The organism is Ohtaekwangia kribbensis, assembly GCF_042676245.1.
In the GTDB taxonomy this organism is placed as follows: domain Bacteria; phylum Bacteroidota; class Bacteroidia; order Cytophagales; family Cyclobacteriaceae; genus Ohtaekwangia; species Ohtaekwangia kribbensis.
In genome coordinates this window covers 458,367-484,496 of sequence record NZ_JBHTKA010000008.1, presented here as the reverse complement: position 1 = coordinate 484,496, position 26,130 = coordinate 458,367, and the positions used below count along the sequence as shown (strand labels likewise).

26 protein-coding genes are annotated in these 26,130 nt (G+C 43.0%); 12 read left to right on the top strand and 14 right to left on the bottom strand.

All coding sequences use genetic code 11. The features are described from left to right. Positions 1 to 5: 5 nt before the first annotated feature. Positions 6 to 488: a GAF domain-containing protein gene (locus tag ACFQ21_RS23040; protein WP_377583106.1), complete on the bottom strand. Its 483-nt coding sequence runs from the start codon at positions 486 to 488 to the stop codon at positions 6 to 8. Between the two features lie 50 nt (positions 489 to 538). Then, complete coding sequence (locus ACFQ21_RS23035) at positions 539 to 1,063, bottom strand: NADPH-dependent FMN reductase (protein WP_377583104.1); 525 nt, start codon at positions 1,061 to 1,063, stop codon at positions 539 to 541. A gap of 106 nt (positions 1,064 to 1,169) precedes the next feature. On the opposite strand from ACFQ21_RS23035, the gene ACFQ21_RS23030 reads away from it, so the two are divergent. After that, a complete protein-coding gene (locus ACFQ21_RS23030) occupies positions 1,170 to 1,997 on the top strand; it encodes a toxin-antitoxin system YwqK family antitoxin (RefSeq protein WP_377583102.1) in 828 nt (275 codons plus the stop codon). A 181-nt stretch (positions 1,998 to 2,178) separates the two neighbouring features. On the opposite strand, the gene ACFQ21_RS23025 is transcribed toward ACFQ21_RS23030, so the two are convergent. The 3 genes from ACFQ21_RS23025 to ACFQ21_RS23015 form a co-directional block, all read right to left on the bottom strand. Beyond that, positions 2,179 to 2,940 carry a creatininase family protein gene (locus tag ACFQ21_RS23025; protein ID WP_377583100.1) on the bottom strand — a complete coding sequence of 254 codons (762 nt, stop codon included), beginning with the start codon at positions 2,938 to 2,940 and terminating at the stop codon, positions 2,179 to 2,181. Between the two features lie 59 nt (positions 2,941 to 2,999). Beyond that, the gene (locus ACFQ21_RS23020; protein ID WP_377584054.1) at positions 3,000 to 4,001 is read right to left on the bottom strand and encodes a lytic transglycosylase domain-containing protein; all 1,002 of its coding nucleotides are present in this window, start codon (positions 3,999 to 4,001) and stop codon (positions 3,000 to 3,002) included. 71 nt (positions 4,002 to 4,072) lie between these two features. After that, on the bottom strand, positions 4,073 to 4,825 hold the full coding sequence (locus ACFQ21_RS23015) for an LOG family protein (RefSeq protein WP_377583098.1): 753 nt from the start codon (positions 4,823 to 4,825) through the stop codon (positions 4,073 to 4,075). 84 nt (positions 4,826 to 4,909) lie between these two features. On the opposite strand from ACFQ21_RS23015, the gene ACFQ21_RS23010 reads away from it, so the two are divergent. Further along, positions 4,910 to 6,025: a glycoside hydrolase family 130 protein gene (locus tag ACFQ21_RS23010; protein ID WP_377583096.1), complete on the top strand. Its 1,116-nt coding sequence runs from the start codon at positions 4,910 to 4,912 to the stop codon at positions 6,023 to 6,025. Positions 6,026 to 6,034: 9 nt separating this feature from the next. Here ACFQ21_RS23010 and ACFQ21_RS23005 read toward each other — a convergent pair whose 3' ends face one another. The 3 genes from ACFQ21_RS23005 to panC form a co-directional block, all read right to left on the bottom strand. Next, a complete protein-coding gene (locus ACFQ21_RS23005; protein ID WP_377583094.1) occupies positions 6,035 to 7,039 on the bottom strand; it encodes a lysylphosphatidylglycerol synthase transmembrane domain-containing protein in 1,005 nt (334 codons plus the stop codon). A 35-nt stretch (positions 7,040 to 7,074) separates the two neighbouring features. Beyond that, the gene (panD, locus tag ACFQ21_RS23000; RefSeq protein WP_377583092.1) at positions 7,075 to 7,422 is read right to left on the bottom strand and encodes an aspartate 1-decarboxylase; all 348 of its coding nucleotides are present in this window, start codon (positions 7,420 to 7,422) and stop codon (positions 7,075 to 7,077) included. A 61-nt stretch (positions 7,423 to 7,483) separates the two neighbouring features. Then, entirely contained in the window at positions 7,484 to 8,329 is an 846-nt protein-coding gene (panC, locus tag ACFQ21_RS22995; protein ID WP_377583090.1) for a pantoate--beta-alanine ligase, read from the bottom strand. A 122-nt stretch (positions 8,330 to 8,451) separates the two neighbouring features. Between panC and ACFQ21_RS22990 the strand changes: the two genes are divergently transcribed. The 3 genes from ACFQ21_RS22990 to glmS are packed head-to-tail and all read left to right on the top strand — an operon-like array spanning position 8,452 to position 12,647. Beyond that, a complete protein-coding gene (locus tag ACFQ21_RS22990) occupies positions 8,452 to 9,252 on the top strand; it encodes a glycogen/starch synthase (protein WP_331970050.1) in 801 nt (266 codons plus the stop codon). Then, entirely contained in the window at positions 9,236 to 10,798 is a 1,563-nt protein-coding gene (locus ACFQ21_RS22985) for a DUF4270 family protein (RefSeq protein WP_377583088.1), read from the top strand. The genes ACFQ21_RS22990 and ACFQ21_RS22985 overlap by 17 nt, the downstream gene beginning before the upstream one ends. A 13-nt stretch (positions 10,799 to 10,811) precedes the next feature. Then, positions 10,812 to 12,647 carry a glutamine--fructose-6-phosphate transaminase (isomerizing) gene (glmS, locus tag ACFQ21_RS22980; RefSeq protein ID WP_377583086.1) on the top strand — a complete coding sequence of 612 codons (1,836 nt, stop codon included), beginning with the start codon at positions 10,812 to 10,814 and terminating at the stop codon, positions 12,645 to 12,647. A gap of 74 nt (positions 12,648 to 12,721) precedes the next feature. Here the strand turns inward: glmS and ACFQ21_RS22975 are convergent, their stop codons facing one another. Continuing rightward, positions 12,722 to 13,129: a DUF1573 domain-containing protein gene (locus ACFQ21_RS22975; RefSeq protein WP_377583084.1), complete on the bottom strand. Its 408-nt coding sequence runs from the start codon at positions 13,127 to 13,129 to the stop codon at positions 12,722 to 12,724. 157 nt (positions 13,130 to 13,286) lie between these two features. Between ACFQ21_RS22975 and ACFQ21_RS22970 the strand changes: the two genes are divergently transcribed. Together ACFQ21_RS22970 and ACFQ21_RS22965 are read left to right on the top strand one after the other, a co-directional pair. After that, positions 13,287 to 14,549, top strand: coding sequence for a sensor histidine kinase (locus ACFQ21_RS22970; protein WP_377583082.1), 1,263 nt, complete (start codon positions 13,287 to 13,289; stop codon positions 14,547 to 14,549). Between the two features lie 12 nt (positions 14,550 to 14,561). Next, on the top strand, positions 14,562 to 15,242 hold the full coding sequence (locus ACFQ21_RS22965; protein WP_377583080.1) for a response regulator transcription factor: 681 nt from the start codon (positions 14,562 to 14,564) through the stop codon (positions 15,240 to 15,242). A gap of 23 nt (positions 15,243 to 15,265) precedes the next feature. On the opposite strand, the gene ACFQ21_RS22960 is transcribed toward ACFQ21_RS22965, so the two are convergent. Beyond that, positions 15,266 to 17,260 carry a sensor histidine kinase gene (locus tag ACFQ21_RS22960; RefSeq protein WP_377583078.1) on the bottom strand — a complete coding sequence of 665 codons (1,995 nt, stop codon included), beginning with the start codon at positions 17,258 to 17,260 and terminating at the stop codon, positions 15,266 to 15,268. A 19-nt stretch (positions 17,261 to 17,279) separates the two neighbouring features. Then, positions 17,280 to 18,260 carry a porphobilinogen synthase gene (hemB, locus tag ACFQ21_RS22955; RefSeq protein ID WP_377583076.1) on the bottom strand — a complete coding sequence of 327 codons (981 nt, stop codon included), beginning with the start codon at positions 18,258 to 18,260 and terminating at the stop codon, positions 17,280 to 17,282. Between the two features lie 85 nt (positions 18,261 to 18,345). Here hemB and ACFQ21_RS22950 point away from each other — a divergent pair, with 85 nt between their 5' ends. Next, positions 18,346 to 19,458 (top strand): serine hydrolase domain-containing protein, encoded by a 1,113-nt coding sequence (locus ACFQ21_RS22950; RefSeq protein ID WP_377583074.1) that lies wholly within the window; start codon positions 18,346 to 18,348, stop codon positions 19,456 to 19,458. Continuing rightward, on the top strand, positions 19,451 to 20,383 hold the full coding sequence (locus ACFQ21_RS22945; RefSeq protein ID WP_377583072.1) for an alpha/beta hydrolase: 933 nt from the start codon (positions 19,451 to 19,453) through the stop codon (positions 20,381 to 20,383). The genes ACFQ21_RS22950 and ACFQ21_RS22945 overlap by 8 nt, the downstream gene beginning before the upstream one ends. Here ACFQ21_RS22945 and ACFQ21_RS22940 read toward each other — a convergent pair. Both ACFQ21_RS22940 and prmC read right to left on the bottom strand, forming a co-directional pair. Further along, on the bottom strand, positions 20,380 to 21,156 hold the full coding sequence (locus tag ACFQ21_RS22940; protein ID WP_377583070.1) for a Rossmann-like and DUF2520 domain-containing protein: 777 nt from the start codon (positions 21,154 to 21,156) through the stop codon (positions 20,380 to 20,382). The genes ACFQ21_RS22945 and ACFQ21_RS22940 overlap by 4 nt on opposite strands. 16 nt (positions 21,157 to 21,172) lie before the next feature. Further along, on the bottom strand, positions 21,173 to 22,027 hold the full coding sequence (gene prmC, locus ACFQ21_RS22935; RefSeq protein ID WP_377583068.1) for a peptide chain release factor N(5)-glutamine methyltransferase: 855 nt from the start codon (positions 22,025 to 22,027) through the stop codon (positions 21,173 to 21,175). A 29-nt stretch (positions 22,028 to 22,056) separates the two neighbouring features. On the opposite strand from prmC, the gene ribD reads away from it, so the two are divergent. The 3 genes from ribD (at position 22,057) to ACFQ21_RS22920 (ending at position 24,237) form a co-directional block, all read left to right on the top strand. Beyond that, a complete protein-coding gene (gene ribD / locus ACFQ21_RS22930; RefSeq protein WP_377583066.1) occupies positions 22,057 to 23,100 on the top strand; it encodes a bifunctional diaminohydroxyphosphoribosylaminopyrimidine deaminase/5-amino-6-(5-phosphoribosylamino)uracil reductase RibD in 1,044 nt (347 codons plus the stop codon). 201 nt (positions 23,101 to 23,301) lie between these two features. Beyond that, positions 23,302 to 23,745, top strand: coding sequence for a hypothetical protein (locus tag ACFQ21_RS22925; RefSeq protein WP_377583064.1), 444 nt, complete (start codon positions 23,302 to 23,304; stop codon positions 23,743 to 23,745). A 270-nt stretch (positions 23,746 to 24,015) separates the two neighbouring features. Further along, positions 24,016 to 24,237 carry a hypothetical protein gene (locus ACFQ21_RS22920; protein ID WP_377583062.1) on the top strand — a complete coding sequence of 74 codons (222 nt, stop codon included), beginning with the start codon at positions 24,016 to 24,018 and terminating at the stop codon, positions 24,235 to 24,237. 3 nt (positions 24,238 to 24,240) lie between these two features. On the opposite strand, the gene ACFQ21_RS22915 is transcribed toward ACFQ21_RS22920, so the two are convergent. Beyond that, complete coding sequence (locus tag ACFQ21_RS22915; RefSeq protein ID WP_377583060.1) at positions 24,241 to 25,863, bottom strand: tetratricopeptide repeat protein; 1,623 nt, start codon at positions 25,861 to 25,863, stop codon at positions 24,241 to 24,243. Positions 25,864 to 26,130 lie beyond the last annotated feature (267 nt).

Here is a 26,130-nt window from a genome sequence, read left to right as displayed (position 1 = left end):
ACTGCTTACAGTAGTTTTTCGATGATGCGCATTACTTTCTCCAGTGACTCACGATCGGTTTCATCAAAATCATTCAGCACATCGCTATCAACATCAAGCACCAATGCCACTTCGCCATTTCTGAATGCAGGTAATACGATTTCTGATTTGGAGGCAGAGCTACAGGCTATATGCCCCGGGAATTCATCTACGTTCGGAACGAGAATCGTTTTCTTTTCTTTCCACGATGTACCACAAACTCCTTTGCCGAAATTAATACGCGTGCAGGCTATAGGTCCCTGAAACGGGCCCAGCACTAACTGATCATTTTTAACTATATAAAATCCGACCCAGAAAAAACTCATAGTCTGTTTTAATGCAGCCGCTATATTCGAGAGGTTGGCTACTGTATCGGGTTCTCCTTCCACCAGCGATTCGATTTGCGGAATGAGTGTAGTATATCGTTCTTTTTTGTCAGCAGATGTAGCAATAATAAGTTCTTCGGCCATGATTGAAATATTTTATATGGGTGCGTGAAGGTACCAAACGTATATGGCTTTTACAGGGTTGCTGCAGATTTTATCAATGCGTGTATGGCAGCTTGTAAAGCACGTATAGTTTCAGCGTCTTTGATGTTTCCTTCTGCAGTAATCTTTGAGCGTACAAATGGAATTAACACATTTGTTTCGTCCGATAGTTTAGCGGATAGTGCAGATAGTGTTAACAGCAGCGATGCATGTGCTTTGTCGCCTACCGTTGCAGCAGTAATAACCGCTACGGGTTTATTACCAAAGTCTCCGGAAGAAACAGTCCAGTCCAACGCATTCTTGAGTGAACCGGGCACGCCAAAGGCATATTCCGGAGTACAAATTACGACAGCTTTTGCTTCTGCAAGTTGCTTTCGCCACGCCAGAACTGCAGCCGGTTGATCGGCAGCATCGTTAAAATGTGGAAGCTCCGCCAAACCTGCATATACTATAATTTCAACATCATTTGGCGCCAACAATTTCAGGTTGTTCAAAATGTGTTGAGTCGATGAATTTTCCCGAAGGCTGCCGCTAACGGCCAGTATTTTTATTTGCATGGGTTTGAAGGATTGCGAGGTGAACCTTTTTCAGCATGAAGAAGTTTCAATCTTGTCTACACTATTTTTTGTTTAAATTCGTTGTGAATTTTACTGTCAATCAGTTATGATCAGATACCTGATATTACTATACTTCATTGCATGCTCCGCTACGCTGGCCTTTGCACAACAACCCGAGCCGGAAGAAGAGAAGCGCTTTTCCATAGATACTCCCGCTACGCTGGATTTCAAACGCGAAGATGAGCCCGTTGAAACCAAGAAGAAAAAGAAGGTTAAGAAGAAAGTCTTCTATGGTATAAAAACCAAGAAAGGATTTACCCGAAAAGGTTTTGGCGATCGTGTAACGTATGAGACATTCTACTATCTGAAAAAAACCGAGAAACCTCAGACTTTTGTGCGTGATATTTACTGGTATGATTTTACCCGTAAGGAGATACGAAAGACAACAACATTCGATCCCAAGAAAGGTGTACTGCTACACGGTCCGTATGAAAGACGTCAGGGCGAGGTGGTGTTAGCAAAAGGTATATTTTACAAAGGAACAAAACATGGACGCTGGCTCACCTATAGCCGCGATAGTGTACTCACCGATAAGGAAAAATATTATAGAGGATGGCCGCGTGAATCGATGGTAACATATTACGATCCATCGGAACGTAAGAAGATGAAAGAAATGATACCAATTGAGTTTGGTGAAAAAGAAGGCTTCTACTATTTATTTCATGAGAATGGAAATGTAGCGGTGCAGGGGGAATATCACTGGGACCAAAAAGTTGGCGACTGGACAGAATATTACCCCAACGGCAAACGCAAAAAAATTGTATCGTACTCAAAAGAAGCATTCGATAAAGAACTCAAACCCTACGTGAAAGCCGAATGGAACGACAAAGGGAAGGAGATATATAAGAATACGAAGATGGCAGCTTTGAATTAGCTTTGAGCTGCGAGAAAGGAAGAAGGCCGCAAGCTGCTGGCTTCAAGAAAATCAGATATAAGCAGCTTACGCAAGCTCTCAAAAGCATCACCTATAGATATAGCTATAAAAAATTTTATACATCTGATGGCCTTTTTCCTCTAGCCAGCAGCTTGCAGCCTTTCCTCATGCTCGTAGCGCTTTAAACATAGAGATCTCTGTTGTCCGCCTCGACTACTTCCTGGAAGAACTTCGCTACTTTTTCGGTGACAACTTTAAAATAGCGTGCGCCTTTTTCACGTGACGCTTTTCGCGGATCGCCTACGCCTGTATCTTTTGTTACTTGTGTCCATTTGCGTTCGGCCCATGCCCAACCTTCACGTATAGCGGTAATGCGGAATTTTTTTGCTGCTCCATCACCGGCTTCTTCCAAAGGACGAACTAAGTGTGGCGTGAGGTGCATCACAACACTTGTCTCCATTTCTCCGGCATGATCATCTTTGTTTTCAAAAAAATCTTTCTGGTCAACCGCCTGGTACCAGTTACACTGACATAAAAACATTTCAGGAAACTGAAGTCCTAATTCGCGGATCATGGTTTTGAAATCATTCCCGCCATGACTGTTCAGTATAATCAGTTTATATATGCCCTGCCGGTTTAATACCGTAACAATATCACGAAGCACAGCAAGTTGTGTGCTCGGGTTCATGTTGATGTCGAGCTTTACATCAAACTGCCCGGTATTGACACCAAATGGTATAGCGGGCAATACCACGATACGGCTACCGTTTTCCCAGGCAATGCGTGCAGCTTCAGCGGCTACGTGTTCTGCTTCGATAATATCTGTTCCGTACGGTAAATGATAGTTGTGAGCCTCGCACGCTCCCCAAGGGAGAACTGCTGCTTTATAATTTGTTTCTTGTATCGTCTTCCAGGTGTTTTCTGCAAGGATATAGGGGCGCATAAATTACAGGGTTGTAATACTAAATTTATATATAGCAGTGAACTAACTTCTGAAAAATGCTACGAAGCCGGAATAGCTATTTTATATACCCTGCCCTTCTTCACTGTAAGCTTATCTTCACGTAACCACGGGTTGTGTCGCTTCAGTAATTTGTAATTGATGCCTTGCTCCAGCGAGAATGAAATAAGATCTTTTACGGACTCGGTGACTTCTACATATCGAAGTTCTTCCTGCTGATATAGATGTCGTGATTCAATTTTGAAACCATACTTTACCGGGTTCTCGATGATATGTTTGATCGCCAGAATGCGAAATACATACCGCGATGTTTCATCGTTCAGGTATAGATCATAGTATGATTTTACATGCTGATCGTCCAGTGCCCGTTCAAGGCCACCCATGCCACGGTTATACGATGCTGCCACCAGAGCCCAATCGCCAAATTTACCGTAAGCCTTCTTTAAATATTTACAGGCAGCTTCTGTTGCCTTTAGCGGATCGTAGCGCTCGTCTACTTCTTTGGTAATTTCCAATCCAAGCTCTTTGCCCGAGGACTCCAGTATTTGCCAGTAACCAACCGCATCGCGATAAGAAGTAACGTTCATCAAATTACTTTCAATAAGAGGTAAATATTTGAAGTCGTCCGGTATACCATACTTACGAAGAATCTCCTGCATCTGCGGAAGCCAACGGTTGGCACGCTTGATCAGAAATATAGTATTGCTATGCAGATAACAGTTTATCTGGAGTTCCTTGTCCAGTCGTTCGCGTACGTCCGGTATATTCAACGGTACGGGTTCACCTGCAAAGCTTATCTCTTGGGGCAGATCAAATGCAATGGCGGGTAGCGGTGTCGTTAGTTCTTCGTATTGTGTAGGGATGACTCCTTCATCAGAAATAGTCTCTTCTTCTTTTATAGACGACTGCCTCGTTTGACTATAAATAATATAGCCAAACAGGATAATGAGTGTGCATACCGATATGAAATCTGCGGTCGAGGGACCTCCCGCAGGGAAAAAAGATCTCCGCCTTCTCGTTACTTGTGTAGCATCTGTTTCCATCAGCACGATATCAGTATATAATTATGCCTTCCTTTACAAAACGAAAGTTGAACACACTGTGTTCCCCTCCGTTAGAAGTTTGGCGACAATAAATATTTCGAGTAGAACTCGTCTATCACACGTACAGCATCTTCCGGTGTATCTACCAGGTTAAAAAGATCAAGATCTTCGTGATGTATCATACCTTCGTTCACGAGTACTTTTTTCCACCAGTCGATTAAACCTCCCCAGAATTTTTTTCCGACAAGCACGATAGGAAATCGCCCTATCTTTTTCGTCTGGATAAGTGTAAGCGCCTCCGTTAATTCATCGAGTGTACCAAATCCACCGGGCATAACGATAAACCCTTGCGAGTATTTTACAAACATAACCTTGCGCACAAAAAAGTAATCGAAGGTAATGAGTTTGTCAGGGTCTATATAAATATTTCCTTTCTGCTCATGCGGCAGATAAATATTCAAGCCTACAGATTTACCCTTGGCACGATTGGCACCACGGTTACCGGCTTCCATAATACCGGGTCCACCACCTGTGATCACACCATAGCCTTGCTGTACAAGTTGGAACGCAATTTCTTCGGCCATCTTGTAGTAAGGATTGCTTGGCTTTACTCGTGCCGATCCGAAAATAGTAACACAAGGTCCGATCTTGGCCAGCTTCTCTAACCCTTCAACAAATTCTGACATGACTTTGAAGATCATCCAGCTGTTGGCACCTTTTATCTCTGCCCAGTCTTTATCTTTAAATGCTTTGCGTATACGATGCTCTTCTTCTATTGCTTCTTTGATTAACTCTTCTTCAACGCGTTTCTTTTTCGTTTTCATAATACTAACTTAAACGTTTATAATAGGTAAGGCAATGATAACCTCACCGGGTCTGCATCTGCTGAAATATAAAAATATATCTACATGAAACGAAAAAAGAATTTTTGGGATGTTCTTTTGGTACTGGTTTCTGTTGCGCTCATCGTAGCGGGTTGTGATTCGCGTAAGCCGTCATCGTCCGAAGCGCCACAACCGGATTCATCGTGGGCTATGTTGCCGTTTATAAAGGCAGACAGTGTTAACCCGGTGTTACTTCCGGGAGAGAATACGTTTCAATGTTCAATACTAAAAAAGAGTGTGAGATGGGAAGAGAAAGATGTATTTAACCCTGCAGCTGTTGTGCGCGATGGTAAAGTATATCTGCTATACCGCGCTGAAGATGTCATCGGAAAATATGCAGGTACTTCGCGCTTAGGACTGGCGATTAGTAGGGATGGACTACATTTTGAAAAAATGAAAGAGCCCGTGCTATATCCCGATAATGATAGTCTTAAAGTATATGAATGGGAAGGAGGCATTGAAGATCCGCGTATTGTAGAGTCGGAGGACAGCACGTATATAGTAACCTATACTGCTTATGACGGTAACGTGGCGCGACTCATGCTGGCTACATCCAAAGACCTTGTGCATTGGCAGAAGCACGGATGTGTATTGCAAGGAAAGTATAAAAATACGTGGAGTAAATCAGGTGCTATTGTAGCACGTCAGCAAGGGTCGCGTATTGTAGCAGAAAAAGTAAATGGTAAATACTGGATGTATTTTGGTGATACCGATTTATTTATGGCAACATCGGCAGATCTTCTTCATTGGACACCGGTATTGGAAAATGATTCACTGAAGAGTGTGCTTCAACCACGTGCCGGATATTTCGATAGCAGACTGGTGGAGAGTGGTCCGTATGCGTTGATAAAAGATGAAGGAATTCTTTTGATTTACAACGGTATGAACCTCGATGAAGGCGGAGATAACGCTATTGCAAAGGGTGCTTACTGCGGAGGACAAGTTTTATTTGATAAGAACGATCCCACAAAAGTGAAAGCACGGCTGGAGAAAAATTTTATCAGGCCCGATAAAGAATATGAAATCAACGGACAAATAAACCAGGTATGTTTCCTCGAAGGGATGGTATATTTCAACAATCGCTGGTTCTTATACTTTGGAACAGCCGACTCTAAAATTGCAGTAGCTGTTCATCCCTGAATATATAGCTTATTTGTTCTTTTTGCGAACGAGGAAGGATGTTACTATTAAAGATATAGCACCGCCCACAATCATGATAGCGGTTTGCCATCCATGAAAAATAAAGGTGAATGCAGTGGCTTCCGTATGCGGAACGCCATATAGAAACACAAGACCTTGTGGCACCAACACATGATATGAACCTGTGCCACCCGGAAGCGGTGCCGCCATGGCAATGGAACCTATAGCAAATAAACTGAGCACAGCTCCGAAGCCCAATTCACTGGTAGTCGGAAAGGCTTTCAATACAGCATAGCTTGTAAGAAAATAAAGCGCCCATATTGTGATAGAATAAAAAATGAAGAGCCACTTGTTCTTCAATTGAAATACAGACAGCAATCCTTGCTTGAAACCCGCCCAGGTTTTTGAAAGGAAGCTACGCACTTTTTCATTCTTTCTCAGGTAATAAAAAAGGGCTGTTAAACCCAGTATACCGGCAATGCCTATATATAGCAGTAGATTAATGTTCAGCGTGCTCTTGTTGCCTGATGTTTCAAATGTTAACGTGTCGATGAACTGAAACAGTTTCTCAGATTCAACGGCAAAAGAAATAGCGATGAGAATGAGCAGACAAATCATATCGATGATGCGTTCTACCACTACGGTGCCAAACGACATATCAACCGGAGTTTTGTCGAGTTTATAAAGATTATAGCAGCGTGAAACTTCTCCTCCGCGTGGTATCACCAGGTTTACCAGGTAGCCAACCATGAGCGAATAAAAACTGTTTGAAAGTTTAGGATGGTGCCCCGCAGGAGTCATGAGCATACGCCAACGCTCGGCACGAATCAGGTGACTCAGCATTGCTATACCCGCCATAGCAAACAACCAACCTTTATCAGCGGCTTGCCACGTTTCCTTAAGATAATCCCATTTATTCTCGCCTTGTAAGCCACGAAGCGAATACGTGATCAGCAGAAATGTAATTGCAAAGATTATTGCATACTGTATAATGGCCTTAAGGCGTGGAGACACGAGCTATAAAATTGGTTAGAATAAAAATTAAGCGCTTAAGGTAGCTTATTATCCGGAGTAGGGAAAATGATTGTTGGTTTGAATTTCTTTGCCTTTTCAAACTTCATGGATGCATAGGAGATGATGATCACAATATCACCTACCTGGGCTTTGCGTGCAGCCGGTCCGTTAAGACATATCATACCGGTGCCGCGCGCACCTTTTATAACGTAAGTTTCCAGGCGTTCACCATTGTTAATGTTAACCACCGTTACTTTCTCGCCCTCAATAAAATTAGCGGCATCCATCAAATCTTCATCTATAGCAATGCTGCCAACATAATGCAATTCAGCCTGTGTGATTTTTGCCCGATGAATTTTCGATTTTAAAACTTCTATTCTCAAAGCGTTGAAATTTTAAGTTAATGTTATGAAGGTCAAAATATACTTTGCTCCCGCGTATCGGTTAATCCAGGAACATATTATCGATCAAACGAATCTCCCCGACAAACCCGGCAATGCACATTATTGGCCGATCCGAGTCCTTAACGTTTTCCAAAAGATTTAAGTTTTTGCTGTCTGCCACTTCAAAATACTCAAGTACTATTCCGGCATGCTGCTCGACTATTTCCTTTACCTTCTCGCGCGTGCTTTCAATGTCTTTACCTGAAAGAAGTTCCTTCCTGGCAACGTTTAGCGCTTGAAAAAATACAATAGCCTGTTTACGCTGCTCCGGATTTAAACGAAGGTTACGCGAAGACATAGCCAAACCATCTTCTTCACGTGAAGTAGGCTCGCTATGTAATGTAAGGTTAAACTTTAATTCTTCTGTAAGCTGACGTATCACTGCAAATTGCTGCCAGTCTTTCTGGCCGAAGTAGGCGTGGTGCGGATCTACAATGTGGAACAATTTTGATACGACCAATGCTACGCCACTGAAATGTCCTGGACGAAATTTACCTTCCATCACTTTATCCAAATGACTGAAGTCGAATTTGATCAACGATGTTTCCGGGTACATTTCACTGCTATCCGGATAAAAAACCGCATCGCATTCAACTTTTTCCAGCAATAAAGTGTCTTTATCAAAGGTACGCGGATATTTCAGCAGATCAGCAGGATTGTTGAACTGCGTTGGGTTAACAAAAATTGAACAAACGGTTATTGAATTCTCCTTTTTGGAGGCTTCAATAAGCGAAAGGTGCCCGGCATGAAGCGCCCCCATCGTAGGCACAAGTCCAATAGACTTGCCCTGCTGCTTCTGGGCGTGTATATAGGCTTTTAATGGGGCTATTTGCTTGAAAATCTCCATTTTAGGCCAGTCTGGCAAAGGGGGGCAAAGATATAGGGAAAACTGAAAATAAGTTGATCATGGGGGTATTTATTTGTACTTTTGTGGCTCAATTTTCCGTTCTACTTTTAAAATTAATCAATATGTCAAAACTCCGTATTCTTTATGTAGCCAGTGAGATAAATCCCTTTCTGCAAACTTCAGATGTAGCGGACTTTGTTCGCAAACTTCCGCAAGCCATGCAGGAGAAGGGAATGGAGATAAGGATTCTGGTGCCGCGCTTCGGTATTATCAACGAGCGCAAGAACAGGTTACATGAAGTGGTGAGGCTTTCAGGAATTAACATTGCTGTAGGTGATGAAGAGAAACCGTTGATCATTAAAGTTGCTTCCATCCCGAATGCCAAACTTCAGGTATACTTTATAGACAATGAAGATTACTTCCATCGTAAGTCTGTATTTCACGATAAGGAAAATAATTTTTATGAAGACAATGACGAGCGTGCAATCTTCTTCTGCAAAGGCGTGATTGAAACCGTTCGTAAATTAGGATGGGGTCCGGATATCGTACATTGCAACGACTGGATCACGAGCTTCATTCCGTTGTACCTGAAGACCACCTATAAAAATGATCCGTTGTTTAAAAACACAAAAACAGTTTTCTCGATCTATAACAATCCGTTCTCTCACAAATTCAAAGGTGATATATTGGATAAAGTGAAGATGATGGATATCGAAGACAACATGCTGGGTAATTTAAAGACAGCAGACTTCGAAGGTTTTATTAAACTTGGTGTTGAATTCTCTGACGCAGTAATTGCAGCAGGCGAAACCAAGAAACTCGAAGGCCTCTTCAAGAAGATCAAAGAGAAAAAAGTTGAAACTATACAAGACGAAAACTATACTGAATCGTATTACAACTTCTATAATGAACTTGCGGGTTAAGCGCGTAGGGCAATGGGCTATAGTGGCCGTTGCCCTATTTTTTTTATCGTGCGAAGATGGAACCAGCCTCCTCGGTTACGAAAATCCAACATCCAAATTCAATCTTTCTTATGTAGATATACCTATAGAGACCAGTGTTATACTGCTGGACTCTGTTCGTACATCGAATAACAATGCTTCGAATGATCTGAACCGTCTGCTGGTGGGTAAGATTGACGATGCACGTTTCGGTGATGCTACTGCAATTGCTTTCGCGCAATTTCTGCCCAAGAGCGGATTAGACACTTCGGTTACAAACCACTCGCCTGTATTCGATTCTATATCGCTTCGACTGCGTCATGATTATTATGCGTATGGCGCAAGTGGTAATACATCACAAGAGATTAATGTACATGAACTGACCGATGCATTGAAAGGTTCGTTTGATGTTACTACTACTACGCAAACCGGTGGACAACAAAAACCACATACAACAACCTATAGCTATCAGAAAACATATTTCAGTCAGTCCGTTGCCGCATACGACCCAACCGCATTAGGAACCAAAAGCTTTAACATAAGTGCTGATGAATATAAACTGAAAGCTGCAGACGCAACGCCTGATACGACTTATACAACGGTACCCCTAAGTGCCGCCTTCGGCCAGCGATTGTTCAACCTGGCAACAACAGCGAGCAAAACTGATTTTACAAGCTATACTTACTTCACCGACAAGTTTAAAGGTATAGCATTGGTGCCGGGTAATTCCGATAAGATCCTCGGTATAAAACCAGGGGATGATTTTACGAAAATAGTAATGCACTTTCACACCACGAAAGATACGCTGGCAATCGAGTTCACACTTACAAACCTGATCAGCTACAACCAGATTATAGCCGATCGTTCTTCTTCCGAACTTGCTACGCTTACTACTAAGTACCAGGATACAGAGCCGAACGGAGACCTGCGCTATATTCAGGCAGGTGCAGGTATAGTAACGAAAATAGACTTCTCAAAATTTGAAGAGTTTGCGGCAACACAGGATAAACTGGTTATCAACTCGGCTGAATTGGTTATCAATGTAGAGGATCCGGGAAGTAATGTACCGCCTTCTAACCTGCTGGTTAAATTGGTAAAGGATAATAATCGTTTAAAGAAACCTGCCTTCCGCGGAAACAGTTCAGCCTATAGCAATGATATAACACAGATCAATTCCTATAAAGGCTTTATCAACTACGATCTCACCAATACTTCAAATTATTATTCAGGTGCTGTTCCGTTTGACAGTACCTTGAATATCATGAATGATCTCGGACGATTCTTTACGCTGAATTACTCTGAGACAGACAAGAAGTATAAAGGTTCTGCAAGTTTATTTTTTCAGCAACTGTTTAGTAAAACGGCTGAAGAGGCGAAATTTACCAAGGCAGTTCTTGTGCCGTATGAAGGTGCTTCTTCATCATTTCCGTATGGACGACATATACTCGGTAAGTCGATGAACCGTGTTGTCTTTAACAAGAATAATATAGTACTTCGTGTTTACTATACTGTTCCAACGGTAAACTAAACCCAATTTTTTTATGTGCGGAATTGTTGCTTATGTGGGCCCACGTCAGGCCCATGAAATAATTATTAAAGGTTTGAAACGTCTGGAATACCGCGGCTATGATAGCGCAGGTATTGCACTGCTGAATGGTGGCCTGAACGTTTACAAGAAAAAAGGCAAGGTATCTGAACTTGAGGCGCATCTGAAAGATAAAAGTCTCAACAGCAATATCGGTATTGGTCACACGCGCTGGGCTACCCACGGTGAACCGAACGACTGCAACGCTCACCCGCATTACTCGGCATCCGGTAAACTTGCTATCATTCACAATGGCATCATTGAGAACTATAGCGCGTTGAAACAAGAATTACTCCGTAAAGGACATACGTTTCAAAGTGAAACCGATACGGAAGTTTTCATTCACTTTATTGAAGATATAAAGGAGAATGAAGATTGCTCGCTGGAAGAAGCCGTACGCCTGGCGCTAACAAAAGTTATTGGTGCATACGCGATCGTTATCATGTCGCTTGAAGAACCGGATTTACTGGTGGCAGCTCGTAAAGGAAGCCCGCTGGTAATTGGCGTGGGTAAAAATGAATTCTTCCTGGCTTCTGATGCTACACCTATAGTAGAGTATACCAATGAAGTGGTATATCTGAACGATCAGGAGATTGCGGTGATTCGCGATGGTAAACTTAGCATCACCAATACAGCCAATCTTCCATTAACACCCTATATACAGACCGTTGATCTTGAATTGGAAGCCATTGAAAAGGGTGGTTACGAGCACTTCATGATCAAGGAAATTTTTGAACAGCCTCGCTCCATTAAAGATTGTATGAGAGGTCGCCTGGATTCACAGCGCGGCAGACTTGTACTCGGTGGTTTGCGTGAATACGTAAATAAACTTGTTAATGCAGATCGCATTATCATTGTTGCCTGCGGAACTTCGTGGCACGCAGGTTTAGTAGCGGAATACTTCTTCGAAGAATTTTGTCGCATACCGGTAGAAGTAGAATATGCTTCTGAGTTTCGCTATAGAAACCCGGTGATCCGCGAAGGCGATGTTGTGATCGCTATATCTCAATCCGGTGAAACGGCCGATACATTGGCAGCCATTGAACTTGCCAAAGCAAAAGGCGCAGTAATTTTTGGTGTATGTAACGTAGTAGGTTCATCTATAGCGCGTGCTACACATGCCGGTGCCTATACACACGCAGGTCCTGAAATTGGTGTGGCTAGTACCAAAGCATTTACCGCGCAGTTAACCGTGCTGAACATGATAGCCCTGTTAGTAGCGGGTAAGAAAGGAACGATCAGCGAGCAGAAGCTTCACGAAATGCTGGTAGAGATGGAAACTATACCAGACAAAGTAGAGAAAGCTCTAAAACTGAATGATCAGATACAGGATATAGCGGCTACCTTTAAAGATGCTCACAACTTTATATACCTCGGCCGTGGCTACAACTTCCCGGTAGCGTTGGAAGGAGCATTGAAACTGAAGGAGATCTCCTATATACATGCTGAAGGTTATCCGGCTGCCGAAATGAAGCACGGACCTATCGCGTTGATTGATGAAGAAATGCCGGTAGCATTTATAGCCACCCGCGACAGCTCTTATGAAAAAGTGGTTTCCAATATACAGGAAGTAAAAGCCCGTAAAGGAAGAGTAATCGCTGTAGTAACAGAAGGCGATCAGCTCATTCCGAAAATGGCGGAGTTTGTTATTGAAGTGCCGGCTGTACACGAAGCGCTTATGCCAATGGTATCGGTTATACCACTGCAGTTGCTTTCGTATCACATCGCGGTAATGCGTGGTTGCAACGTAGATCAGCCTCGTAACCTCGCTAAATCTGTGACCGTAGAATAAAATAGACCTATAGTAATTCAAAAGGCCTGCGGTAAATATATACCACAGGCCTTTTCTTTTATGTTGCCTGGCAACTAGTTGGTTACTTCGCCTTTAATAGTAAGCAGCACAACACCATCTTGTGTGTTAGAGTTGATGGTAACAGTTTTTGTAAATACACCGGCTTTTGCAGCGTTATAAGTAGCTTTTACAAAGCCTTGTCCACCGCTGGGTATAGGTTCTTTGCTATACTCTGCCACCGTGCAACCGCATGATGCTTGTACCGAAGTTATTACCAGCGGAGCATCGCCACTGTTGGTAAATTTGAATTCATGCGTTACAGGAACATTCAATTTAATCTTGCCAAAATCGAATGAAGTCTGCACCCATGCAAAAGCTGCTTCGCGCAGCGGATTGCCAGGCTTTTCGTTTGATGCCAGGGTTTGTGCAATAGCTATAGAAGCAAACACGAAACCGAGGATGATAAATGTTACTCTTTTCATAGTTTAAAGTTGTTTTTGGTTAAATAAAAAGTCTATGTCCGAACACAGTACAAAACTCCGTAAACCATTTAAAATCGCTTGTTAACGATTCTCTAAAAATTGTTAACAACTTGTTAAAGCATCAGCACACTTGCATCCAAACTCGTACCTTTATAGTGTGAAAAATTCTACGATCCGTCTTATTGTAATTCTGGCTACACTGTGCATTACCGGTATAACCATTACGCAATTATACTGGGTAAGACGTGCCTTTGATTTAAAAGAAGCAGAGTTTGAACGCACCGTTACGGCAGCACTATATAATGTAGCACAGCAGATATATGATATCAATGATACACCGCCACCTTCCAACAACCCGGTAAAGCAATTGTCTACAAATTACTTTGTTGTAATGGTGAACAACGAGTTGAATGCACGCCTGCTTGAATTTTTACTGCGAACAGAATTTGAGAAGCGAAATATCATGGTCGATTTCGAGTATGGTATATATGACTGTACTCATGAAAAAATTATATACGGCAATTACGTTCCATTAAAATCCAAACAGAAGAACATCAGCAACAGCTTGCCGCAGTGGTCAACGCATGGATATTATTTTGGTGTACAGTTTCCAAATCGTGAAGCGCACATCATTAACCAGATGGGCATATGGTCGTTCTCTTCGTTTGTGTTGCTGCTGGTGATTGTATTCTTTGCCTATACACTCTTTGTTATTTTGAAGCAGAAGCGCTTGTCAGAAGTACAGAAGGACTTCATCAATAACATGACACACGAGTTCAAGACTCCTATATCTACCATCGCTGTATCTACGGAGGTGCTGAAAGATCCGAACATCGTAAATCAACCAGAGCGCTTGCTGAATTATACCTCGATTATCGAAAAAGAAAACCTTCGTCTCAAGCAACAGGTTGAGCGCGTGCTGCAAATGGCGCGACTTGATAAAGAAGATATGGGCTTGAAGAAAGAGCGCGTTGAAATGACCCAGTTAATACAAGATGCCATTCGAAACACATCAGTAGCCCTGAACGAAAAGCGCGGTATAGTAAAAGAAGAATGCGACAGCGATCCCTGCTTGCTGCATGTAGATAAACTTCATATCACCAACGTACTGGCTAACCTGCTCGACAATGCCATTAAGTATTGCCGCGTAGAGCCTGAGATCACCATTAAAACCAGGCACCATGCTAAAGGCGTAACGGTGGAGGTTCATGATAACGGTATAGGTATAAGTTCAGAAAATCATAAGCGTGTATTCCAGAAATTTTTCCGTGTGCCTACCGGTAATGTTCACGATGTAAAAGGTTTTGGTTTAGGATTGAGCTATGTGAAGACTATAATCGAAGCACATGGAGGTACGATTACATTGCAAAGTGAAGTTGGAAAGGGAAGCTTGTTCAGATTTTTTTTACCAGTTGACTAAACAGTAACATCTATGAAAAGAATTTTATTGGTGGAGGATGACCCGAGCCTGGGCTTTGTGATTAAAGATAATCTGAGCCTGAAAGGTTATGATGTTACGCTTTGTACCGATGGTGAAGCCGCTGAGAATACGTTTAATACTTCTTCCTTCCAGCTCTGTATATTCGATGTAATGCTGCCAAAGAAGGATGGCTTTTCGCTGGCCAGGTATGTGCGCTCGAAGAACAAGAATATACCTATATTATTTCTGACTGCGAAAGCAATGATGGAAGATAAATTAACGGGCTTCCAGACGGGTGCAGATGACTATATTACAAAACCGTTCAGCCTCGAAGAACTTCTGTGTCGCATAGAGGTTTTTCTGCGGAGAAGTTCGGAAGAATTGCCGCATCAGTTAAAGAAGTTTCACGTTGGCAGTTATGAATTTGATTACACCACGCTCACGCTTCGAAACCCCGCGAGCGAAAAGACACTTACCCAAAAAGAAGCCGAAGTACTTCAGCTCCTGTACTACAACCGACATCGCGTATTGAAGCGCGAAGAAATTCTGAAAGAAGTATGGGGCGATGACGATTATTTTATGGGCCGCAGTATGGATGTATTTATCTCCAAGCTGCGCAAGTATCTGAAGGAAGATCCGGCAGTGCAGATCGTAAACTACCACGGTGTAGGCTTCCGGCTGGAAGTAGCCTGAGTATATATAGTATATTTTTCATATTAAGCGATGGCAACAGATTCTGCCGCACCATTGTTTTCTGGCAGTGAGAAATAGAATGTAGTGCCCTTGCCTTCCACACTTTCAAACCAGATACGGCCGCCATTCTTTTCAACAAATTCCTTGCAGAGTAAAAGACCAAGACCGGTTCCTTTTTCCTGTTTGGTGCCGGGTGTGGTTATACTTCCCAGGGTAAACATTCTGTGCTGGTTCGCGGCTGGTATACCCACCCCTGTATCCGCTACTGATAAAATTACCTGTTGATCGGTGCGCATGGCATTTAACGTAATGGTGCCACCAGTACCGGTAAACTTGATAGCGTTGGTAAGTAAATTTCGCAGCACCGACCGAATCATATTTAGATCAGCGTATGCTTGTAAAGAATGGTGTAAATTGTTTTTAACGTTAATGTTTTTTCTGCGAAGCTCGGCTTCCATTAACGATATAGTTTCTTCCGCTGTTCTTGAAAGATCAAGATAGCCGGGATCATACGTTTCTCCTTTCAATTGAAGCGTTGCCCATTGCAAAAGGTTCTCTATAAATTCAGTTGTCTGGCTGAACCGGACTTCAAGTGCTTTCGCGAGATTTTGAAATTCATCTTTACTTACATCGCCCGATTTTAAAAGCGAAAGCGCAAGTTGTAATGATCCGAGTGGTCCTTTAATATCGTGCGATACAACGGAGAATAGTTTGTCCTTTACGCGGTTTACTTCTTCCAGCTTTTCACTCTTGTGTTGTATCTCTTCAATGCGCAGTTGTACTTCGCGCTCCAGACGTTCGTTCTCTTCCTGGTTACGTTTCAGTTCGAGTTCTTTGGCAAGCTGATTTTCTTTTCGAAGTATATTCCAGCGATCGCCTAATGCAAAGGATATAAATAGCATTTGCATGATGCATCCCACCATAAGCCCGCTATAGTTTGTACTGAGGTAGCCCGGTATAAAACCAAGGTTGCTGATGGTAAAGAAAACGGCTGCGATTAAAACGGTGACCCAGGCCAGCAGGTAGTAGCGTGCTGAGCGATAATTTTTCAGGAAGCAATACCCGGCACTGATCAGCGCAAGCAAACAGTGGATGAGTATAAAATAGTGATGATATTCGTACGATACATTCGGAAAGAAAATGAACATGCACAACCCCGCCAGCAGATTGAGGGACATGTTGATGAGCATGAGGTTATCCAGCAACGGACTGAATTTCTTCAGGTTTAGAAAGGAGCGCGTCAGGAAAGTGGAAGTCAGTACAAACGCTGGACCCGAGAACATCGCGAAGATATCGTTCAGCCTCGGAGAATTGGGATATATATAGAAAAACGTATACCCCTGGAACAATGAAACTATATTTACCATGGACATCAATGTGAGTACATAGTAAAATGTAATGCGATCGCGAACCGACAGAAATAGGAACAACTGGTATAGCAGCATCAATATCATACCGCCATAAAAGAAACCGTTTACAATCTGCACGTTGTAACTGGCAGCATAGAACACCTCCGGCTTCCAGATGGTAACAGGCATTTGCACCGAAGATATAGTACTTACCTTCAGATAAATGGTGCGCGTTTCACCGGTAGGTATATTAAATGAAAATATAGGATGGCGGTGTGCTACATCGCGGCTCTTGATGGCCAGCCGGTCTCCCGAAGTTTTATGCAGGCCTACCAATGATGAATCGGTGAGCATATAAAAATCAATAAAGTCTAACGGAGCATAGGCAATCTCCATCAGCCAATCCTGATTGGCAGATTCATTTGTAATGGTTAGTTTGAACCAGTGCGTAGCGCGGTCGAAACCGAAGTTGGGAGATTTGGAAGGAGGAAGCGAGTCGAATTGTATACTCTTTATTTCCTCCAGTGTAAGTTTATGGGTTGCATCCCGCCAATGTCCGATGTTCCCCTTTACATCTATATGCCCGGCATTTTCCAGGCGTATAGTTTGAGGGTACATCTTGTAAGAGGCGAGCACAAGACAGATCAGGAGAAGAATTCTGCGGCCCATAAACACAATATACTATATATTACTTTAATGATGCGAACTCTTTCGCGAAATAGGTTAATATAATATCAGCTCCTGCCCGCTTCATACTCAATAACGTCTCCTTCATTACGCGCTCACCATCCAGCCAACCCTTCAGTGCGGCAGCCTTTATCATCGAGTACTCACCGCTAACATTATAGGCAGCGATGGGTAATGATGAATTGTCTTTTAACAACCGGATTATATCCAGATAGGAAAGTGCCGGCTTTACCATTAGAAAATCAGCGCCTTCCTGTGTATCGAGCTCTGCTTCAATCAATGCTTCCGTGCGATTGGCCGGATTCATCTGATACGTTTTCTTGTCACCAAATTTCGGAGCAGAGTCCAACGCATCACGAAACGGATTATAAAAACCACTGGCATATTTAGCGGTATAGCTCATGATGGACACTTGGGTAAATCCATTCTTGTCGAGTACATCGCGCAGGTATCCTACACGACCGTCCATCATGTCTGAAGGGCCGAGTATATCTATGCCGGTGTCGGCCTGAGCCAATGCCATTTTGCCGAGTATCTCCAGTGTCTCATCGTTCAGTATCTTTCCGTCTTTCACCAGGCCATCATGTCCGTCAGAGCTATAGGGGTCCATCGCTACATCGGTCATGATACATGCTTCCGGAAATTGTTTTTTGATTTCACGGAGTGCACGGAGGTAAAAGAAATTTGGATCGTAACTCTTCGTTGCCGTTTTATCTTTATACTGATCTTCTACCGCCGGAAAAATATCAAACGCACGAATGCCGAGCTTCATACATTCTTCAACTTCCTTGAGCATAAGATCCGTTGAAAACCGGAATATGCCGGGCATGGATCCAACTTCAATTTTCTGATTCTTGCCATCCAGCAAAAACAACGGAAAGATCAGATCATCCGTAGTCACACGGGTCTCCTCCACCATAGCACGAACGGCCTCACTCTTTCTGTTTCGTCTGGGTCTGCGAATATTAAAGGACTGTAACATGTATATCTATATTTGATTCAAAGGTAGTGCTTCCGGCTAACCAAAAAAATGTTGATCTTCAGGTACACACTGTCCCTAACGGTTTATGATAAAGCGAACAATTTACATAACATTTATTTTCTTCTTTCTGTTTTCATGCGCTTCGCGAAAAAATAATATAAACGTTGACGCCATCGATAGGTTTGCATCATCATACTTTCCTGCTAACGAACCAGGAGGTGCTATTGTTATCATGAAACACGACAGTATAATTTTTTCGAAAGGCTATGGTGTAGCAGACTTAACAACGCACGAGTCCATTACTCCGAAAACTCTTTTCAACCTAGGCTCATTGTCCAAAACGTTTGTGGCCAATGCTATTCTTATTCTGCAGGAGCAGGGAAAGTTATCGGTGGAGGACAGCCTGTTGAAATATTTCCCTGATTTTAAAAATAAAACGATTGCTGCCAAGGTAAAGATCAAGCACTTGCTTACGCATACATCCGGTTTGCCGGATAACCGTCACGTTGCAAACGACACCGTGTTTTACCTCACTGCGAAAGATGCCGAGAACTGGTATCCGGAGATGCAGGTTGATTCACTTCTGTTCACACCGGGATCTCGCTTCGAATATTCCAACCCGGCATTTAACGGGCTGGCGTTAATCGTTGAGCAAGTAGCCGGCATGCCCTGGCAACGTTTCATAGCAGAGAATGTCTTTAACCCATCGGGTATGAAAACGAGTACCATCACAGATGGGTCGCATCCACAGCAAGGCGTATCACATGGGTATATACTGAATCATGGGAAGTGGACTGAAGATGATTACGGTGAAGAACCAACTTTTGCTGCAGCAGGCAACGGTGGTGTGTGGAGTTCCGTTGAAGAACTGGCGATGTACGAACGTGCCTTGCGACATGCTATATTTCTGAAAGCAGAAACGATTCGTGACGCACGCACGGTAAAGCAATTCAGCAACTGGAGTGGCAATGAGCCTCCCTTTATAGGATGGTCGTGGTTTATAAGAGACCTCAGGAGCAACTTGCAAAGTATAGGACACCCGGGGAGTCAGGGCGGTTTTCTTACCAACTATATTACGATTCCCGGTAAAGATATATTACTGGTAATACTTTGCAATGCACCGCGCGAGTCGTACGAGATGCAGGATTTTACAAACTATATACTTACTGAAATAGAGAAGCAGAACTGGTATGACTAAACGCAGATTTGGCTGGGCGCTTTTATTGATTTTTATAGTGATGAATGGTGTGGCATTTCAGCATGCTTATAAGTTTACACATTTCAGTGAAACCGCTGCTGCACGAACACAGGACCCCAAAGAACTATCCGTACTAAGTAAAGCGAAAATTCTTTTTACCGGTATAGATAATCCTCGCCCGGAAGCGAAGAGCCTTCCGGATATACCTTTTAAAACTATTCGCATTATCAGTACACACGAGCTGGAGTGTTGGCAAATGGAAGTGCCGCGAGCCAGGGGAACGGTGATTATGTTTCACGGATATGCCGGAGAAAAATCTTCATTGCTCACCCGCGCTAAAGAATTCAGAAAGCTCGGCTATAACACCTTGCTTGTCGACTTCATGGGTTCCGGTGGCTCCACAGGCGATGGTACATCGATAGGGTATATGGAGGCCATACAGGTAAAAGATTGTTTTGAGTATATAAGCGAACAATCGAAGCATGTTATACTCTTTGGAACTTCGATGGGTGCTGCCGCTATATTAAAGGCGATGGATGACTATACATTGCCGGTAGAATCTATCATCCTGGAGTGTCCGTTCGGTTCATTGTATAAAACAGTTTGCGCTCGTTTTGAGTTGATGCATGTACCGGCCGTGCCGATGGCAGCTTTGCTATGCTTTTGGGGTGGTGTTCAGAATGGCTATTGGGCGTTTTCGCATAATCCGTCAGCGTATGCAAAATCTGTTTCGTGCCCGGTACTGTTGCTCTTTGGTGAAGACGATGATCGTGTAACGCACGAAGAAACCGATTTGATCTTTGCCAACCTTCATGGCAGAAAACAATTAAAAGTATATACCGGTATAGGACACAATGTATTTACAAAGTCGAATGAGAAACAGTGGGTGAAAGATGTTACGTCTTTCCTGGTCACCGTGAATTAATGATACCGGTCTATTATATGCTGACTGATCACTTTATAGATCTCGGCACGTTGCTCATCGTTCTGCAAAAACTCCATGTGGCGATCGAGTATTTCAAAGTCACCACGCCTTGCCGGACCTGTCTGTGCCTGCTCCGGTCCAATCGATATACTCTTGTTGATCATCTCTGCGATAAGCGGTTTCAGCCAATCAAAATTGAGATTGTTTTCTTTCATGATCTGCTGTGCGATCAACAGCATGTGATTGGTAAAGTTGGAGGCAAACACGGCAGCTATATGCATGGCCTTACGCTCTTGAGAAGTAACCTGGTGTACATTTTTGCTGATCGCTTTCGCCATGGCAAGCAACACTTTTTCCGTTCCCGGATTTTCACTCTCTACAAATATAGGTACATCCGCAAAGTCTACTTTTTTCGATTTGCTGAAAGTCTGCAACGGGTAGAACACTCCAATGCCGGGAATAGCCGCATACCCTAAAGCACTAAGTGGCTGGCTGCCCGATGTGTGAACGAGTATAGCTTCATCCGGAAGTATAATTTCCTGCACAATAGATTGAATAGCATCATCCGGCACAGCGATAATAAATATGTTTGAAGGACTGTCCGAAAAGTCAAGCGAGGTCTTTACATCAGCTTCGTATAGTTTGTCCACCAACGCTGCGGCATGTGCCGGATTTCTACTATATACTTCGCGTACGGCAAAATCGGTATTGTCTAAAGCCGGAGCCAGGTGCCAGGCTACATTTCCGGAGCCGATAAAAGAGACAAGTTTCATGACTATAATTCTTAATTTATACTATACCTTTTACAATACGATCTTTGCCATCCAGGTCTTTCATAATGGCTACATCATGAAAGTGGTTTGCTTTGAATATAGCTGCGGTTTCATGGCCAAAGCGTTCGTTGATTTCTACAATCAATAGCCCGCCATCGTTGAGTACTTCGTAGGCTTTCACTGCAATGGCTTTGTAAAACTTCAGGGCGTCATCATCAGGAACGAAGAGTGCAAGGTGTGGTTCATATTGCAATACATTCCTGTTCATCAACGCCCCTTCTGTTTGTGCTATATACGGTGGGTTACTAACAACAACATCAAGACGACCTAACGGGATGTTCTGCGTTAGTATATCATGTTGCAAAAATTCAACGGAGGCATTTAGCATGAGGGCATTTTCTTTTGCTATAGCCAGTGCTTCGGTGCTGATGTCGGTGGCAGTAACGGAAGCTTCCGGTAATTCTTTCTTGATCGTAACCGGTATACAGCCACTGCCGGTGCCTATATCCAGAATGTGGGGTGCGTGGTTCTTATACAGATTGGTATGGTGAAGAATTTCATGAATGAGGTATTCGGTTTCCGGGCGCGGTATGAGCACTGCGCTGTTTACTTTAAACATTCTTCCGAAAAATTCTGCTTCACCTAAAATATACTGAATGGGCTCGTGCTTGTTGATACGCTGTGCAATGGTGTATAATTCTTTTTCCTGTTCTTGGTCAAGTGCAAGCGGTTTTGCTGCGAGAATATCGGTTCGGTCGAGCCGGAGAATTTTAGCAAATACGAGATATGCTATGCTCCTGATTTCATCGGTGCTTTCCTTCAGGGTGATATTCGCGATGAAATCCTGAAAGACTGTTTTGGAATTCTTCATAGCTTGACAATCTTTGCAAGTATAAGGCAATGCTAAAACACGATCACCATATTGACGAAGTTTTTATGCAGCGTACCCTGGAGCTGGCGCAACTCGGAAGAGGACACGTTAGTCCGAACCCGCTGGTAGGCTCTGTGATTGTGTACGAAGGAAAAATTATAGGCGAAGGCTGGCATAAAAAATACGGTGAAGCACATGCTGAAGTAAATGCTGTTCGAAGTGTAGACAACAAAAATCTATTGCAACACAGCACAGTATATGTAAACCTTGAGCCATGTTCGCATACCGGTAAAACACCTCCGTGTGCCGACATGCTGATTGAGCACAAAGTAAAAAAAGTTGTTATCGCTAACTTGGACTCAAACCCTTTGGTAGCCGGCAACGGAGTGAAAAAATTGCGCACTGCCGGCATTGACGTGGTAACGGGTATACTGGAAAAACAAGGACGCGATCTCAATAAGCGATTTTTCACTTTCATGGAGAAGAACCGCCCGTATACTATATTAAAATGGGCCGAGACTGCCGATGGATTTGTGGCACATGAGAACTTCGATTCGAAGTGGATCAGCAATGAACACGCACGACAACTCGTACACAAATGGCGAACGGAAGAAGATGCTATATTGGTGGGTGCCCGCACGGCAGCATACGACAATCCTCAATTGAATGTACGCGATTGGTCGGGAAGAAATCCAGTGCGCATAGTAATCGATCGTTACCTCAAGCTATCTTCAAAATTGCATCTCTTCGATAAGAAACAACATACACTTTGCTATAATGTTCTGAAACATGAAGAGCATGAAAACCTCTCGCTGGTGCGCATCGATGAGGATAAATTTATCTATAACCTTTTACAGGATTTATACCGCAGAAAGATTCAGTCCGTAATTATAGAGGGCGGTGCTTCTACGCTAGCCATGTTTATCGACAATAATCTCTGGGACGAAGCACGCATATTTACAGCTCCGCAGAAATTTGGTAAAGGTATACAGGCTCCGCACCATCCGGGTATACTTACCGAGCAGCACATGCTGGCAGGCGACAGTCTGAGTTTTTACCGGGCTATGCACTGATCATTTCCTTTTTCAGGTGAACAATTTTGTCCACCTGAAAAAAGGTGCTTTAACCGCTATTTAAATTGCTCACCTTTTTGACTACCGCGTATCGAAGTTATTTTTCATAAATAGTTTAATCTTTAAAACACTTATCTGCTATAGTGTCAACCGCCTCACTTAAATACGGATGGTATTTTGCTGGTTTAAACAATTAAGTATATGGAGATTTATTTCGATACGGACTATAAGCGGATTGAGTATAACGCTGCTCATCACATTTTGATAGCAACCTGGAAAGTAGCGCCAACTTCAAATGAATTCAGAACCGGAATGATGGCCATGGTTGATGCTATGGCACATTTTAAAACGGGCCGGGTTGTGTATGATGTAATTTACCTTGGTGCTCTTCTGGAGGAAGACCAGGTATGGACTGCTACCGAATGGCGCACACTCGCAGTAGCGGTTGGACATTCAAAAGTAGCATTTATACTTCCGGAAGATATCTTTACCAGTATGTCTATGGAAGACATGATGGAGAAGGCAGATAAAGAAGTCTCCTTCGCTTACTTTGGCAGAATGGAAGATGCTATACGTTGGGTAATTATTCCGCAGCAAAGAAATGGTACTGGAGCCAGTGCATTTCGTAACACCACAGACAAGTAATATTTAAAGGCGTTATTCAGTGTGACGCAAATATACTTTTGTGACTTTTTAATACTTTTTGTTAACCAATTGAAGAGCATAGAGATTTATTTTGATACAGACTATGTAACCGTTAAGTACGATGCTGTTTATCATATTGTGATATCAATCTCGAATTTACCACCCACTTCAAAAGAGTTTAGAGATGGTATGATGGCCGTGCTTGGTGCGATGCAGCATTTTAAAGCTGACAGAGTTGTGTGATGTAACTAATCTGGGGGGGCTGCAAGAATGGCGGCCGCTAGCCGTGGCGACCCGCATTCCAAGGCTGCATGGGTAGCTCCGGATGATGTTTTCACGAATATGTCCATGGAAGACATGGCGGCACAGGCCGATAAAGATGTATCCTTCGGCTATTTCAACCGGATGGAAGACGCTATTCGCTGGGCATTTATTCCGCAGCAAACGAATGGCTTGAAAGCAACACCGTCAAAAAGCAAAGCTGATTTATGATCTTTACTCAGCTATAGTCGGCTTACTAAGCGGCCGATGTTTCGAGGTAAGTTTGTTGATAAAATCTTCCAGCGTATCATCATCGGCAAGCTGGTATTTCTTTTTCAACCGGTAGCGCGCTGTCTTTACACTTTCAGGTGATATGCCGAGTATAGAAGCAATTTCTTTTGCGTTAAGATTTACTTTGATGAGTGCCGATAGCCGAAGCTCGGCCATGGTAAGTTTTGGGTATAGATAACGCAATTGCGAAAAGAACCCCGGGTATATATCCTCGAAAGCTTTCTTGAAGTTTCCCCAGTCCTCTTCTGTAAGAATATTGATTTGAAGTACCTTGTCGAGTTTTTCTGCCTGCGTGGTATCTTCCGAAATGTTGGCACGCAGCGATTCAAGCTCGGTATTGATTTGTGCCAGTGCATCTGATTTCTCGATCAATCGTTTCAGGTATAGATCGAGTTCTTTTTTCTTCATGGCCAGGTTCTTGTTTGTAATTAACCGGAATCGGTTATAAAGTAAAAAGCCGATCAGCAGTAAAATGATCAGCGCCACTATAAATACGTTACGCTTGAAAGTATCAGCATCGTATTTCTGATTCAGCAGGATGATCTCAGATTCTTTTTTATCAAGCTCGTGCTTATAGTTTAGCTTCTCGATGGCGATAAGATTGTCGGCATTTCGCAGGCTGTCGTTTAGTGTAGTAAAGTTCAGATGGTCGCTATAGGCCTTTTCAAAATTATGAAGCATGGCATTAACGCGCGAAGAAAGGTCGTATCCTTCTGCTATATAATGGCGGTCATCCGCTTGAAGAGCCAGTGCCAGTCCGGTTTGTGCGGCCGCTAGTGCTTGTCGTGCATCGCCCAGGGCTAAGTATATTTTTCCCAACTGTATATATATCTCATACCGGGCAGAAGGGTTGCCGGAGCCAGGCTCTATCGACAGCGCTTTCTTTTCAATGGATAATGCTTCCGGGTATCGTTTCTGATTAAAATATACTTTACCTATACCCAGTAAAATAGCAGGCCGCAGGGAGTTTTCGTTTAATGCTTCCGATATTTTTAATGCAGCCTGGAGCTTTACCAGGGCCAGTGAATCTCTGCCGAATCGTGCATAAAAATCGCCCAGGTTATAGACAGCTGTCATTACATCAATCTGGTCGCCACTCGCTTCATACAATGCGATTGATTTATTGGAGAACTTCACGGCATTTGCTTCTTCGCCTGCAATAGCATATAAAATAGCAAGGTTATTATAGAGTGCCGGCAATGCCCCGGTTTTGTTTATCGACTTAAATATCTCGGTTGATTTGAGCAGGTAATCAGCAGCTTTCAATAGTTTGCCCTGTTTTTGGCATGCAAAAGCGAGGTAATTATAAACATAAGCTTCTCCGCTTTTATACCCTATTTTTTTTGAAAGTGCTAACGCTTTCTGAGCTGTATTAAAAACACTGTCGGTATGCATTCCTTCCTGCTGGGTGCAGATCACAATCAAGGTGTTAACCCGGTTCGTATCTTCCGGCAAGGTCGCGAGAACATTCTTTAAGCTGTCAAGCTTCCGCGATTGAGCCAGCGCAGCAAATGAAGTAAGGCTGATGAGAAGTGTTAGAAAATACCAGTTAGCTGTGCTGCGCATAGTTATATACTTATAAATGTGTGTGAACAGTTTGGTGTACAGACGCAATAATTCTATATGTACGTGCATTTTTGCAAGGGTTACAGTCATTACACAGTTGATCACCTTTTTGCTGCCCGACCGGATTGGTATCTCTTGCTGATTATGTTCAGCTTTGAATAAGCAGTAAGTCAAATACTGAGCAAAGTAAAAAGTAATCCGATGTTGATATGCATGCTGGTATAGCGATGTATGCACTGGTAGCAAAAAACCAAAACGATGGAAATA

What these genes read in the sequence shown, in the direction of transcription:
- ACFQ21_RS23040 (WP_377583106.1), bottom strand. Translation starts at nt 488, where the DNA reads ATGGCCGAAGAACTTATTATTGCTACATCTGCTGACAAAAAAGAACGA.
- ACFQ21_RS23035 (WP_377583104.1), bottom strand. Translation starts at nt 1,063, where the DNA reads ATGCAAATAAAAATACTGGCCGTTAGCGGCAGCCTTCGGGAAAATTCA.
- ACFQ21_RS23030 (WP_377583102.1), top strand. Translation starts at nt 1,170, where the DNA reads ATGATCAGATACCTGATATTACTATACTTCATTGCATGCTCCGCTACG.
- ACFQ21_RS23025 (WP_377583100.1), bottom strand. Translation starts at nt 2,940, where the DNA reads ATGCGCCCCTATATCCTTGCAGAAAACACCTGGAAGACGATACAAGAA.
- ACFQ21_RS23020 (WP_377584054.1), bottom strand. Translation starts at nt 4,001, where the DNA reads ATGGAAACAGATGCTACACAAGTAACGAGAAGGCGGAGATCTTTTTTC.
- ACFQ21_RS23015 (WP_377583098.1), bottom strand. Translation starts at nt 4,825, where the DNA reads ATGAAAACGAAAAAGAAACGCGTTGAAGAAGAGTTAATCAAAGAAGCA.
- ACFQ21_RS23010 (WP_377583096.1), top strand. Translation starts at nt 4,910, where the DNA reads ATGAAACGAAAAAAGAATTTTTGGGATGTTCTTTTGGTACTGGTTTCT.
- panC (WP_377583090.1), bottom strand. Translation starts at nt 8,329, where the DNA reads ATGGAGATTTTCAAGCAAATAGCCCCATTAAAAGCCTATATACACGCC.
- ACFQ21_RS22990 (WP_331970050.1), top strand. Translation starts at nt 8,452, where the DNA reads ATGTCAAAACTCCGTATTCTTTATGTAGCCAGTGAGATAAATCCCTTT.
- ACFQ21_RS22985 (WP_377583088.1), top strand. Translation starts at nt 9,236, where the DNA reads ATGAACTTGCGGGTTAAGCGCGTAGGGCAATGGGCTATAGTGGCCGTT.
- glmS (WP_377583086.1), top strand. Translation starts at nt 10,812, where the DNA reads ATGTGCGGAATTGTTGCTTATGTGGGCCCACGTCAGGCCCATGAAATA.
- ACFQ21_RS22975 (WP_377583084.1), bottom strand. Translation starts at nt 13,129, where the DNA reads ATGAAAAGAGTAACATTTATCATCCTCGGTTTCGTGTTTGCTTCTATA.
- ACFQ21_RS22965 (WP_377583080.1), top strand. Translation starts at nt 14,562, where the DNA reads ATGAAAAGAATTTTATTGGTGGAGGATGACCCGAGCCTGGGCTTTGTG.
- ACFQ21_RS22960 (WP_377583078.1), bottom strand. Translation starts at nt 17,260, where the DNA reads ATGGGCCGCAGAATTCTTCTCCTGATCTGTCTTGTGCTCGCCTCTTAC.
- hemB (WP_377583076.1), bottom strand. Translation starts at nt 18,260, where the DNA reads ATGTTACAGTCCTTTAATATTCGCAGACCCAGACGAAACAGAAAGAGT.
- ACFQ21_RS22950 (WP_377583074.1), top strand. Translation starts at nt 18,346, where the DNA reads ATGATAAAGCGAACAATTTACATAACATTTATTTTCTTCTTTCTGTTT.
- ACFQ21_RS22945 (WP_377583072.1), top strand. Translation starts at nt 19,451, where the DNA reads ATGACTAAACGCAGATTTGGCTGGGCGCTTTTATTGATTTTTATAGTG.
- ACFQ21_RS22940 (WP_377583070.1), bottom strand. Translation starts at nt 21,156, where the DNA reads ATGAAACTTGTCTCTTTTATCGGCTCCGGAAATGTAGCCTGGCACCTG.
- prmC (WP_377583068.1), bottom strand. Translation starts at nt 22,027, where the DNA reads ATGAAGAATTCCAAAACAGTCTTTCAGGATTTCATCGCGAATATCACC.
- ribD (WP_377583066.1), top strand. Translation starts at nt 22,057, where the DNA reads ATGCTAAAACACGATCACCATATTGACGAAGTTTTTATGCAGCGTACC.
- ACFQ21_RS22925 (WP_377583064.1), top strand. Translation starts at nt 23,302, where the DNA reads ATGGAGATTTATTTCGATACGGACTATAAGCGGATTGAGTATAACGCT.
- ACFQ21_RS22920 (WP_377583062.1), top strand. Translation starts at nt 24,016, where the DNA reads ATGGCGGCCGCTAGCCGTGGCGACCCGCATTCCAAGGCTGCATGGGTA.
- ACFQ21_RS22915 (WP_377583060.1), bottom strand. Translation starts at nt 25,863, where the DNA reads ATGCGCAGCACAGCTAACTGGTATTTTCTAACACTTCTCATCAGCCTT.